Source organism: Breoghania sp. JC706 (genome assembly GCF_037026715.1).
Classification (GTDB): Bacteria; Pseudomonadota; Alphaproteobacteria; order Rhizobiales; family Stappiaceae; genus Breoghania.
This window is the reverse complement of record NZ_JBANCG010000008.1, coordinates 190,074-201,997: the sequence shown is the minus strand read 5'-3', so window position 1 is coordinate 201,997 and position 11,924 is coordinate 190,074. Positions and strand designations below refer to the sequence as shown.

At 65.6% G+C, this 11,924-nt stretch carries 9 protein-coding genes; 8 read left to right on the top strand and 1 reads right to left on the bottom strand.

The features are described 5' to 3' along the window. Positions 1-326 precede the first annotated feature (326 nt). The 4 genes from V2L18_RS17800 to gltX all read left to right on the top strand — a co-directional run bounded on the left by V2L18_RS17800 (position 327) and on the right by gltX (position 5,612). The gene (locus tag V2L18_RS17800) at positions 327-1,151 is read left to right on the top strand and encodes a class III extradiol ring-cleavage dioxygenase (protein ID WP_336179646.1); all 825 of its coding nucleotides are present in this window, start codon (positions 327-329) and stop codon (positions 1,149-1,151) included. A 148-nt stretch (positions 1,152-1,299) separates the two neighbouring features. Then, on the top strand, positions 1,300-1,851 hold the full coding sequence (locus tag V2L18_RS17795; protein ID WP_336179645.1) for a response regulator: 552 nt from the start codon (positions 1,300-1,302) through the stop codon (positions 1,849-1,851). Between the two features lie 316 nt (positions 1,852-2,167). Further along, the gene (locus V2L18_RS17790) at positions 2,168-3,838 is read left to right on the top strand and encodes an NAD+ synthase (protein ID WP_336179644.1); all 1,671 of its coding nucleotides are present in this window, start codon (positions 2,168-2,170) and stop codon (positions 3,836-3,838) included. 406 nt (positions 3,839-4,244) lie between these two features. Then, on the top strand, positions 4,245-5,612 hold the full coding sequence (gltX, locus tag V2L18_RS17785) for a glutamate--tRNA ligase (protein WP_336179643.1): 1,368 nt from the start codon (positions 4,245-4,247) through the stop codon (positions 5,610-5,612). Here gltX and V2L18_RS17780 read toward each other — a convergent pair. After that, on the bottom strand, positions 5,575-6,903 hold the full coding sequence (locus V2L18_RS17780) for a DUF2865 domain-containing protein (protein WP_336179642.1): 1,329 nt from the start codon (positions 6,901-6,903) through the stop codon (positions 5,575-5,577). The two genes, gltX and V2L18_RS17780, sit on opposite strands and share 38 nt — an antisense overlap. Before the next feature lie 431 nt (positions 6,904-7,334). Here V2L18_RS17780 and V2L18_RS17775 point away from each other — a divergent pair, with 431 nt between their 5' ends. The 4 genes from V2L18_RS17775 (at position 7,335) to V2L18_RS17760 (ending at position 11,805) form a co-directional block, all read left to right on the top strand. Continuing rightward, entirely contained in the window at positions 7,335-8,348 is a 1,014-nt protein-coding gene (locus V2L18_RS17775; RefSeq protein ID WP_336179641.1) for a fumarylacetoacetate hydrolase family protein, read from the top strand. Positions 8,349-8,632: 284 nt separating this feature from the next. Beyond that, positions 8,633-9,589, top strand: a complete 957-nt coding sequence (locus V2L18_RS17770; RefSeq protein WP_336179640.1) for an MBL fold metallo-hydrolase — start codon at positions 8,633-8,635, stop codon at positions 9,587-9,589. A gap of 336 nt (positions 9,590-9,925) precedes the next feature. Next, entirely contained in the window at positions 9,926-11,596 is a 1,671-nt protein-coding gene (locus V2L18_RS17765; RefSeq protein WP_336179639.1) for an FAD-dependent oxidoreductase, read from the top strand. 14 nt (positions 11,597-11,610) lie between these two features. Next, the gene (locus tag V2L18_RS17760; RefSeq protein ID WP_336179638.1) at positions 11,611-11,805 is read left to right on the top strand and encodes a DUF2783 domain-containing protein; all 195 of its coding nucleotides are present in this window, start codon (positions 11,611-11,613) and stop codon (positions 11,803-11,805) included. Positions 11,806-11,924: the final 119 nt, after the last annotated feature.

Below are 11,924 nucleotides of genomic sequence, written 5' to 3'. Positions count from 1 at the left end.
AAGCAAGTTTATGCGCCCGGATGCAAGGGGGGAACGTCAAAAAAGCCCGAATGTTTGCCTCTCCAGATTAGAAAACAGGCAGCCGTTAAGAAAATGACGCAGGGACAACATGATTTTGCTACGCAGTTTGTTCTAATTCAAATTAGCAAATAAATTGGGGCCGGATCGCGCTATAGGCCGCAATTATCGGACTTGCGCGATGCGGGGCAGGCCGGTGCGGGGCGAAAAGCGTGCACGCACCGTTCACCGCGCGCGACATTGACCCTCCCGGGAGGCGATGCGATTTCTTTGACAAAGACGGGGAGAAGCAAGTCAAGGAGGGCGTCATGCCTGTCATCAATCCGCTATTCGTCTCTCACGGTTCGCCGATGCTTGTTCTTCAGAACACGGCGGCGCGCAATTTCCTGGCGGGCTACGCAGCGTCGATGCCGCGCCCCGATGCGATCGTTTCCGTCTCCGCCCACTTCGAGGCGGAGCAGGCCACGGTCGTTTCCGATCCGGCGCCGGGCATGATCTACGACATGTACGGTTTCCCGCGCGAACTCTACGAAATCGTCTACCCGGCAAAGGGCGAACCGGCGCTGGCCGAACGGGTCGCCGGTCTAATAGATGAGGCCGGGCTCGCCCCGGAGATCGCACCCCGCCGCGGTTTTGACCACGGCACCTGGGCGCCGCTGTCGCTGATGTACCCGAAGGCCGACATTCCGGTGGTGCAGGTTTCCGTGCAGCCGCATATGGGCGCGGCGCATCACCTGGCGCTCGGCCGCGCGCTGGAACCGCTGACACGCGAGAACGTGCTTGTGATCGGGTCGGGGTCGCTGACCCACAACCTGCACGAGCTGCGCGCGCCCACCGGCGGCATGCGCCCCATCGACGATGCGGAGCCGGGCTGGGTGAAGGAATTCGCCGACTGGGTGGGTGACAGGATCGTTACCGGCGCGGTCGACGATCTCGTCGACTACCGCCGCCGCGCGCCTTACGGCGTGCAGAATCATCCGACGGAAGAGCACTATCTGCCGCTTCTGGTGGCGCTGGGCGCGGCTGGCGAGACCGATATGCGCGGCGAGCTTGTCCATTCCTCCGCCGAATACGGCATCCTGAGGATGGACGCCTTCGCCTTCGGCGCGCGTTCGGCCGCACGGGCGGCATAACGACGGTGCGGGCGGACGGGCTTCCGCCGGCCCGCCTGCGGCCTTTTGCGCAGGAATACCGATCTCCCTCCGATTAACGCGATCGCAACGCCGCTCGTGCACGATGATGGCCGAACATTTCGGACCATGGGTTGGAGTGAGGCGCACCATGCGCTGCGGGATAGATCTCGCCGGATTGAGTTTCCTCGTCGTCGACGACAGCGAATTCATGCGCAATGCCATCCGCACGGTGCTGGCCGAACTCGGTAGCGCCCGTGTCTGCGAGGCGGCGGACGGCACCGAGGCTTTCGAACAGATCGCCTGGGAAGAACCTGACATCATCATCTGCGACTGGCTGATGCGGCCGATGGGCGGCGAGGATTTCATGCGTACGCTGCGCGCCGACCCGACGGCGCCCTATGCCATGCTTCCGGTCATCATGCTGACGTCCTTTTCCGGCCGCGACCACGCGCTGACGGCCGCGCGTCTCGGCGTCAACGAGTTCATCGAAAAGCCGCTGACGCCCGGCGCCCTTGCCCGCCGCATCGAGCGCATCGTCACCGAGGACCGGCCGTTCATCCGCGTTCCGGGCTATTTCGGCCCGCTTCCGCGCGCCGCCGGCATCGACGGAGCAAAGCTCAGGGCGATCGCCGAGCGACAACGCCGCGAGCGCGAGGCGGAAGCCGCGCGGCTGGAGCAGGACACCTCGCGCGCGGCCTGAGGCTGCCGTATTTCCGCACGCCAACCGCTTGTTCCCCTCTCCCCCTTGCGGGGGAGATGTCACGCCTTCGCGTGACAGAGGGGGATAGGCCGCTTGTTCCGAACCTGCCGCTTCACCCCCCTCTGTCGGCCTTGCCGACATCTCCCCCGCAAGGGGGAGAGGGGTGCAAGCCGAAGGGACCCGGCGAGCGTTCGGCGCTTTCGAATTTTCCCTCCCTTTGCACGCTTTCCTTGCCCGCCCTATGGCCTTTTCCGTCTCGGGCGTCTATCTCGCTTGTTGAGCATTCCGTTTCCGCCGACTGGGCCGAACCGCCATCATGACTGCAATCTCCGATACGCTGCGCCTTGCCCTTGTCCAGTTGAACCCGACGCTGGGCGATCTATCCGGCAATGCCGGGAAGCTGCGCGCCGCACGCGCGACCGCCGCAGGGCAGGGCGCCGATCTGCTCGTGACCTCCGAACTGTTCATCTCCGGATATCCACCGGAGGATCTGGTTCTCAAGCCCGCCTTCGTGCGCGCCTGTCGCCAGCATGTCGAGGATCTGGCGAAGGAGACCGCCGACGGTGGCCCGGCCATGCTCGTCGGCACGCCGTGGTTGATCGGTGACAAGCTGCACAATGTGGTCTGCCTGCTCGATGACGGCGAGGTGCAGGCAGTGCGGGCGAAGGTGGATCTGCCCAATTACGGTCCCTTCGACGAAAAGCGCGTGTTCGTGCCGGGCCCGCTGCCGGGGCCGATCGATTTCCGCGGCCTGCGCATCGGGGTGCCGATCTGCGAGGACACGTGGAACGACGAGGTCTGCGAGTGCCTGGCCGAAACCGGCGCGGAGATCCTGCTGGTGCCCAACGGCTCGCCCTACTGGGCCGACAAGGCGGACGAGCGCATACAGGTGATGGTCGCGCGCGTGGTGGAGACCGGCCTGCCGCTCGTCTATGTCAACCAGGTGTGCGGGCAGGACGAACTCGTTTTCGACGGCGGTTCCTTCGCGCTTGAGGCCGACCGCACGCTGTCGGTCCAGATGCCGCAGTTTCAGGAGCAGATTGCGACGTTCACGTGGAAGCGCGAGGACGAGACGTGGAAATGCGTCGACGGCACCCGCACGGAGCTTCCCGGCCGAGCGGAAGCGCAGTGGCGCGCTTGCGTCATGGGGCTTCGCGACTACGTCAACAAAAACGGCTTTCCGGGCGTGATCCTGGGGCTTTCAGGCGGCATCGATTCCGCCATCTGCGCGGCCATGGCGGTGGACGCGCTGGGCGCCGACAAGGTGCGTTGCGTGATGCTGCCCTATCACTACACGGCGAGCGAGAGCCTCGAGGACGCAGCGGCCTGCGCCAGGGCGCTGGGAGTCGCCTATGACGTGGTGCCGATCGAGCCGGCCGTTTCCGGTTTCGAGGAAGTGCTGAAGCCGCTCTTTGACGGGCTTGCCTCCAACGTCGCGGAGGAAAACGTCCAGGCGCGCACGCGTGGCGTGATCCTGATGGCGATCTCCAACAAGTTCGGGCCGATGCTGGTGACGACCGGCAACAAGTCGGAAATGTCGGTTGGCTACGCCACGCTCTACGGCGACATGAACGGCGGGTTCAATCCGATCAAGGACATCTACAAGACCGAGGTCTTCAAGCTGGCGGCGTGGCGCAACGGGCATCTGCCGCCGGATGCGCTGGGACCCGAGGGCGTCGTGATCCCGGAGCGGATCATCACCAAGCCGCCCTCGGCGGAACTTCGCCCCGACCAGAAGGATCAGGATTCTCTGCCGCCCTACGACGTGCTCGACGACATTCTGGAGTGTCTGGTGGAGCGCGAGATGAGCGTATCGCAGATCGAGGAACGCGGCCACGACGCGGAATTGATCAACCGCATCCAGAACCTTCTCTACGTCGCCGAATACAAGCGCCGACAAGCCCCGCCGGGCGTGAAGGTGACGAGCCGCAACTTCGGCCGCGATCGCCGTTATCCGATCACCAACCGGTTCCGCGACAAGCGGTAGGGGACGTTTCCGGCCGGGTATCGTAACGGAATCCATCCTTCGAGACGCCCTCTGTCGAGGGCTTCTCGGGATGACGTTTTCGTGTTAGGTGCGCGCGTTATCCAACAGTTGTCATCCCCGCGAAGGCGGGGATCCAGTAACCACTGCAATTGACTATCGAATGCCGGTGCCACCCTCCGGGAGTACTGGATCCCCGCCTTCGCGGGGATGACACGCAGAGAGTGTTGCAGGAGGGGACGGCCAAGTTGGGATACTCATCCGGCCATGTTTTGCCTCCGCGCGCCCCGCGTGTTTCCAGCAGCGACGATCGATAGTAGAAGCTGACTTCAAATCCGGTATCCGGTCGAACGGCGCCCATGCGGTGCGCTGTCAGGATTTCCGCAAACATAGGCAAGCTGCAAACAGCATGACTGCAACCGTCCGTTTCGCACCCTCGCCCACGGGACAGATCCACATCGGCAACGCGCGCACGGCGCTGTTCAACGCGCTCTATGCGCGCCAAAGGGGCGGGTCCTTCGTGCTGCGGCTGGACGATACCGATGTGGCGCGCTCGCGCGAGGAATATGCCGAAGGCATCATCCGCGATCTCGACTGGCTCGGCATCGTGCCGGACCGCATCGAGCGCCAGTCGAAGCGCTTCGCGCTCTATGACGAGGCGGCCGAACGGCTGAAAAAGGCGGGGCTGCTCTATCCCTGCTATGAGACGCCCGACGAGCTCGAGCGCCGCCGCGCCCGACGCCGCGCACGCGGCCTGCCGCCGGTCTACGACCGTTCCGCGCTGAAGCTCAGCGATGCGGAGAGGGCCGCACTTGAAGCGGAGGGGCGCAAGCCGCACTGGCGCTTCCTGCTGCCGAATTTCGAGACCGATCCGTTCGAGACGACACGGGCCGAAATAACCTGGGACGATCTGTGCCGGGGCGAGCAGAGCGTCGATCTCGCCTCGCTGTCGGACCCCGTGCTGCTGCGCGAGGACGGCACCTACCTCTACACGCTGCCCTCCATCGTTGATGACATCGATTTCGCCATGACCCATGTCATCCGCGGCGAGGATCACGTGGCCAACACCGCCGTGCAGATCGCGATCTTCAAGGCGCTGGGCGCCACGCCGCCCGTTTTCGGCCATCACAACCTGCTGACGACCGCCTCCGGCGAGGGGCTCTCCAAGCGCTCCGGCGCGCTCTCCATCGCGGCGCTGCGCGAGGCAGGCTACGAGCCTATGACGGTGGCGAGCCTTGCCGTGCTGATCGGCACTTCCGATGCCGTGGAGCCGATGGCCGATCTCGACGCGCTGGCGGCGCAGTTCGATCTTTCCCACGTCTCGCGCGCGCCCGCCCGTTTCGATCCCGCCGATCTCGACGCCCTGAACGCGCACCTGCTGCGCGACATGCCTGCGGACAAGGTCGCGGACCGTCTCGCAGCGCTCGGCGTGCCGGGGGAAACGGCGCCGGCCTTCTGGGAAGCGGTGTCGGGCAACCTGGCAAAATTCGCTGATGTCGAGGCATGGTGGCGCATCGTTGACAGCGAGGTTGTGCCGGTGATCGAGGCGGAAGACCGGGATTTCATCTTGGAAGCGGCGAAGCACCTGCCGCCAGAGCCTTGGGACGGCGAGACCTGGAAGGCCTGGACGGCCGAGGTCAAGGCGGCAACGGGGCGCAAGGGCAAGGGGCTGTTCATGCCGCTTCGCAAGGCACTGACGGGGCTCGACCACGGGCCGGAACTCGCCCGCCTGCTGCCGCTTATTGGGCGACGAAATACTTTGGCCCGACTCGCCTGACGCGGCTGGGCTCGGCGGGTTTCACGGCCGCCTCGGGCGCGTCCGCCGCAGTCCCCGCATCGATCGCGGCAAGCTTCGGAACAAAGCCGCCGCGTGCGTTCAGCACCGTGTCTGGGTCCGCATCGGCGGCAAGCTTGGGAATCGGCCTGACATCGGTGACGAGCCTGTCGTCCGCTGCCCGGTAGCCGTCCCACGGATCGTTCGGGTCCCAGCTTTCCTCGCCGTTGCCGGTATCGAGCGGTTGCCACTGCCGGTCGGGATCCCATGGCTCGTCGGCCGAACTGTTGAGGGCCGTGCCCGAGCCGCTGGCGGTCAGCGGCGTCATGTTGCCGTCGTAGACGCTGCCGGATGCGGCGATCGACATGTTCGCCGTCTTGCAGCTGCAATCGGCATCGTATTCGGTGCGATAGCGGAAGGCGTTTTCCATGTCCTTGTAGGGCGTTCCGTCGAGCGACACCATGTCGGACGGGTTCTCGCCGGGATTGCGGTAGACGAACAGCTCGGCCGAGGTGCCCGGGCACATGGACTGACACTGTTCGGCATCGTGGGCGAACTGGTCCTCGGTCGTGGAGAACGAGATCGGAAAGAAGAAGCCGTCGCAGCGCCTGACGCAGAGCGTGCGGTAGGTGCCGCCATCCCCGCCGTAACCGTAGCCGCGATCCTCGGGCGGGTAGTCGTCGCGCTCGTAGCGACGGCCGCCGCCGAACAGCATGCCGAACAGTCCGTCCGGCCGCGCGCGCGATCCCGCGCCGCGTTCGTCGATCACGCCGTTGCGATTCGGCCGGGAGCCGTAGCGGGAGGGATCTTGCGGATAGCGCGGATCTTCCGGGCGAGAGGAGGCGCGGTACTCGGGCGCGCTGCAATCGAGGCGTTGCAACTGGGCGCGCACGGCGGCGATGCGCCGGGCCGTGTCTCCGCCGCCGCTGCGGCGCATGGCGATGGCGCGATTGCGCGAGAACTGCGCCATGCGCGCCCGCACATCGGCGATATCGCGCTCGATGCCGCCGCAGATGCGCGGATCGGGCGAGGAAAACAGGAAGCCGCCGCCATTGCAGCGGGCGCGCCGGTAGCGCCGTTCCAGTCCGTCGAGCTCACGCGAGGCGTCCTGCAGCGCATTGTCCCACTGCCGCACCTCCGCCCCGTCGCGCCGGTCGTCGGCCATGGAGGAGAGGCGGGCGAGTTCGTCCTCCAGGCCATAGCAGCGCCCGTCGCGCGCAGCCGCGCCCGTATTGCTTGTCGCAACAAGGAGGAGGGCGAGAACGGCCAGCATTGAAGACGGTCGAAGACGCATGCACCCTCACCGGCGCTGATGGGGCCGGTTTCCCGAAGTTTCCGATGGTTCTGACATGCGGCAATCTAGCGGAGAGGGGAGGAAAAGGGAAACGGAGCGGCTTCGCCGCCGCTTCTTGCGCTGGATCCCGGATCAGCGTTCGGCTTCGCCTCACTTGTCCGGGATGAGGGAGTTTGTGGGAAGCTTCGAGCCAACCACACACGCCCTCATTCCGGGCGGTCTGCGCCGCAGGCGCATGGCCAGACCCGGAACCCAGCGCAACAAGTGCGGCGAAGCCGCTCCATCGCTCTTCTCCTCTTCCTCTCCCGCCTCTCCCCGCGTCCTCCTGCCGCGTCGTGCAACCGAAGGCGAGACGGTTGCGTTTTCACCGTCTAGGCTCTGGCAATCTTGGCTCCTTCGCGAGGGGGCCGGACCATGGTGAGGAGAAATACATGAAGCTCGCAACGCTGCGCGACGGCACGCGCGACGGTCAACTTGTCGTCGTCTCCAGGGATCTTTCCCGCTACACGCCCGCCGGCACGGTGGCCGGCACGATGCAGCAGGCGCTCGACACCTGGGAGGAGGCGGAAGAGGGCCTGCGCGATCTCTCCATGCGGCTCGACATCGACCAGATCCCCGGCGAGCCCTTCGACGAGACGCAATGCCTGTCGCCGCTGCCGCGGGCCTACCAGTGGGCGGACGGGTCAGCCTACGTCAACCACGTGGAACTGGTGCGCAAGGCGCGCGGGGCGGAAATGCCGGCGAGTTTCTGGACCAATCCGCTGATGTACCAGGGCGGCTCGGACGCCTTCATTGCGCCGCGCAACCCCATCCGGCTCGCCGACGAGGCCTGGGGCATCGATTTTGAAGCCGAGATTGCCGCCGTCACCGACGACGTGCCGATGGGCATCGCACCGGAACAGGCCGGCCACCACATCAAGCTCCTGATGGCGGTGAACGACGTGTCGCTTCGAAACCTCATCCCCGGCGAACTCGGCAAGGGTTTCGGCTTCTTCCAGTCCAAACCGTCCTCCTCGTTTGCGCCCGTGGCGGTGACGCCGGACGAACTGGGCGAGGCGTGGACCGGCGGCACCATCGCGCTGCCGATGCTGGTGGAGTATAACGGCAGGCCTTTCGGCAAGGCGCGCTGCGACATCGACATGACCTTCGACCTGCCGCGCCTGATCGCGCATGCGGCGAAGACCCGGCCGCTCGGGGCCGGCTGCGTCATCGGCTCCGGCACCATCTCCAACAAGCTCGACGGCGGGCCGGGCAAGCCCATTTCGCAAGGCGGTGTCGGCTATTCCTGCATCGCCGAACAGCGCATGGTGGAAACGATCGTGGAGGGCGAGGCGAAGACCCCGTTCATGAGCTTCGGCGACCGCGTGCGCATCGAGATCAGGGACGAGGACGGGGTGTCGGTGTTCGGCGCGATTGATCAGGTGGTGGAGAGGTACGCGGGGTAGCGTGAGGGGCGGGGCAGGGGCCGGTTCGTCGGGTGCTTGTGGCCCATCCTTCGAGACGGCCTTGTCAGGCCTCCTCAGGATGACGTTGAATTTGTTGCCGATTTGGTGGGACCATCAACACGACAACGTCATCCTGAGGAGCCGTCGCAAGACGGCGTCTCGAAGGATGGGCCCCGCGCCGCGTCCCGCATCCCACCGCGTGCGGCACCACCCTGCATTGACGGTTACAATTTAACGGCCGATCAGAAGCGCCAAACGCGCATTTGGCCAATTGGGAGTAAGCCATGAGCAAGCAATTCGCCTCCGCCGGCGACATGGAGGAAAAGGTCGTCTCGTTCTCCGAGATCGGGAACGGCTGCTACGCCTTCACTGCCCAGGGCGATCCGAACACCGGCATCATCGTCGGCGATGACAGCGTGATGGTGATCGACGCGCAGGCCACCCCCGTGATGGCGGAGAAGGTCATCGAACACATCCGCACCGTTACCGACAAGCCGATCAAGCATGTGGTGCTGTCGCATTATCATGCGGTGCGGGTGCTCGGAGCCTCGGCCTATGGGGCGAGCGAGATCATTTCCTCCGATCTCACCTACCGCTTAATCGTGGAGCGCGGCCAGCAGGACTGGGACAGCGAGCAGGGGCGTTTCCCGCGGCTGTTCCAGGGCGCGGAGTCCATCCCCGGTCTCACCTGGCCGACCATTACCTTCGGCTCGTCGATGACCGTCTGGCTCGGCAAGCGCGAGGTCAAGATCATGCATCTGGGGCGCGGCCACACCATGGGCGACATCGTCGTGTGGGTGCCGGATGCGGGCGTGATGTTCTCCGGCGATCTCGTCGAATACCATTCCGCCTGCTACTGCGGCGACGCGCATTTCGCCGATTGGCCGAAGACGCTCGACCGGCTTGCTGCCTTCGAGCCGAAGGCGCTGGTGCCGGGGCGCGGCGATGCGCTTTCCTCGCCGCAGATGGTGGCCGACGGCATCGCGCTGACGCGGGATTTCCTGACGACGCTCTACACCTCCGTTTCGGGTTCGGTTGAGGAGGGCCGCAGCCTGAAGGAGGCGTTCGACGCCGCGCGCACCGCGATGGACCCGAAATTCGGTTCGTTCGCCATCCACGAGCATTGCCTGCCGTTCAACGTCGCGCGCGCCTATGACGAGGCCAAGGGCCTCGATCATCCGCAGATCTGGACGGCGGAGCGCGACCGCGAGATGTGGGCGGCGTTGCAGGACGGCGAATAGGGGACGAGAGCCCGGCACGTGCAGCCCATCCTTCGAGACGCCCGCTCGCGCGGGCTCCTCAGGATGACGTTGTGTGCCACGGAACTTTCCCGTCATTGCCGGCTCCGACCGGCAATCCATTCCGTGATCTGTCGGAACGGAGCGAGGGGAGAATGACCCGTGCCGGCCGCTTCCTGTCGTGATGAGATTTTACGGCATGGATTGCCGGTCGGAGCCGGCAATGACGGGAGTGAAGGCGTTCCCCGCCGTTGGGAGGCGGCCGGGATGATCTGGCTCAAAGTCGGAAAAATGCCGTAACGTTATAAATGGTGCGGCGCGAAGTCTTGGGAGGAAATCATGGCAGCACCCGGAGCCGCGGGTTCGGCTGCGCCTGCCGGCATGGGCGCCGGCTCGCGCAAGGCGCTCTACCAGTTCGGATATGCGCGCTCAATCGATCAGGATGCTTTTGCGGCAACGGGCAAGCCGCCGCGCCACAGGGTCGTCGTCGTGGGCGCCGGGCCGGTGGGCATGACGGTCGCCGTGGATCTCGCGATGCGCGGCAACGAGGTGGTGATCCTCGATGACGCCGACCGCATCGGCGAGGGCTCGCGCGCCATCTGCTTTGCCCAGCGCACGCTGGAGATCTGGGACCGCCTCGGCGTCGCAAAGCCGATGGTGGACAAGGGCATCACCTGGCAGGTCGGCAAGAACTTCCTGAAGGACGATCTCGTCTACCAGTTCGACCTCTTGCCCGAGGACGGCCACAAGATGCCGGCCTTCATCAACCTGCAGCAATATTACGCCGAGCTCTATCTGGTTGAGCGGATCGCGGAACTGCCGGGCATCGACCTGCGCTGGCGCAACAAGGTGACCGCGATCGACAGCCAGGCCGAGGGCGTCCGGCTGACCGTCGAGACGCCGGAGGGCGCCTACGAGATCGACGCGGACTGGCTGATCGCCTGCGACGGGGCGAAGTCCCCCTTGCGCGACATGCTGGGGCTGGAATTTCGGGGCGAGGTCTTCGACGACCGCTTCCTGATCGCGGATGTGAAGATGACGGCAGATTTTCCGGCCGAACGCTGGTTCTGGTTCGACCCGCCGTTCCATGCCGGCCAGTCGGCGCTGCTGCACAAGCAGCCCGACGATGTCTGGCGCATCGACCTGCAACTGGGGCCGGAGGCGGATCCGGAGGTCGAGCAGAAGCCGGAGAACGTCATTCCGCGCATCGAGCGCATGCTCGGGCACCGCAATTTCGAGCTGGAATGGGTCTCGCTCTATTCGTTCCAGTGCCGCCGCATCGACCGGTTCGTGCATGGCCGGGTGGTCTTTTGCGGCGACAGTGCGCACCAGGTCTCGCCGTTCGGTGCGCGCGGCGCCAATTCCGGCGTGCAGGATGCGGAAAACCTTGCCTGGAAGCTCGATCTCATCCTGAAGGAGCAAGCCGACGAGGCGCTGATGGCGACCTACGACGCCGAGCGCTCCTATGCGGCGGACGAGAACATTGGGCACTCCACCCGATCCACCGACTTCATCGCGCCGAAGACCGCGATGGAGCGCACCTTGCGCAACGCGGTGCTGAACCTTGCCGCGCGCACGGAATTCGCCCGTGCCATGGTGAATTCCGGTCGCCTGTCGAAGCCGACAACCTATGCCACCGCGCTTTCCACGCCCGACGACGCGCTCTTTTCCGACTCCGCGAAACTCGGTGCCCCGGTCCCCGATGCGCCATTGAAGCGGGCGGACGGTTCCGACACGTGGCTGCTTGACGAACTGGGCGCCGGCTTCACCGTGCTGCATGTGGCGAACGGCGCGGCGCCCAACGCGGTAGACGGCGCGACCTTGCGCATCGTCGGCGGCGATCTGCTTGACGAAACCGGCCAGTTCCGCCGCCGCTTCGATGCCACCCCCGGAGCGACCTACGTCATCCGCCCCGACCAGCATCTGGCCGCCCGCTTCCGCCATTTCGAAGCGGGCAAGGTATCGGCCGCGATTGCACGCGCCCGGGGCCGCGCGCCGGTTCCCGCATGACAGGAGAGCCCGCCATGATCGATCTCATCACCACCAGCCAGCTCGCCGATCCGGATGCGGCCTACAACATGCTGGTCGATGCCCACCGCGATCTCGACGACACGCAGAGCGCGGACCTCAACGCCCGCCTCGTGCTGCTGCTGGCCAACCATGTCGGCGAACTCGGCGTGCTGGAACAGGCGATCGCGCTGGCGAAGAAAGAGCTTTGAAGGGGGCGCCTGACGCCCAGGGGGCTTGGTCGGGAGCAGAGGATTGTTCGGGAGCCGGTGCTTGCACCCCTCTCCCCCCCTTGTGGGGGAGATGTCACGCCTTCGCGTGACAGAGGGGG

Coding starts and splice junctions, on each gene's coding strand:
- V2L18_RS17790 (WP_336179644.1), top strand. CDS start 2,168: ATGACTGCAATCTCCGATACGCTGCGCCTTGCCCTTGTCCAGTTGAAC.
- V2L18_RS17795 (WP_336179645.1), top strand. CDS start 1,300: ATGCGCTGCGGGATAGATCTCGCCGGATTGAGTTTCCTCGTCGTCGAC.
- V2L18_RS17775 (WP_336179641.1), top strand. CDS start 7,335: ATGAAGCTCGCAACGCTGCGCGACGGCACGCGCGACGGTCAACTTGTC.
- V2L18_RS17770 (WP_336179640.1), top strand. CDS start 8,633: ATGAGCAAGCAATTCGCCTCCGCCGGCGACATGGAGGAAAAGGTCGTC.
- gltX (WP_336179643.1), top strand. CDS start 4,245: ATGACTGCAACCGTCCGTTTCGCACCCTCGCCCACGGGACAGATCCAC.
- V2L18_RS17760 (WP_336179638.1), top strand. CDS start 11,611: ATGATCGATCTCATCACCACCAGCCAGCTCGCCGATCCGGATGCGGCC.
- V2L18_RS17800 (WP_336179646.1), top strand. CDS start 327: ATGCCTGTCATCAATCCGCTATTCGTCTCTCACGGTTCGCCGATGCTT.
- V2L18_RS17780 (WP_336179642.1), bottom strand. CDS start 6,903: ATGCGTCTTCGACCGTCTTCAATGCTGGCCGTTCTCGCCCTCCTCCTT.
- V2L18_RS17765 (WP_336179639.1), top strand. CDS start 9,926: ATGGCAGCACCCGGAGCCGCGGGTTCGGCTGCGCCTGCCGGCATGGGC.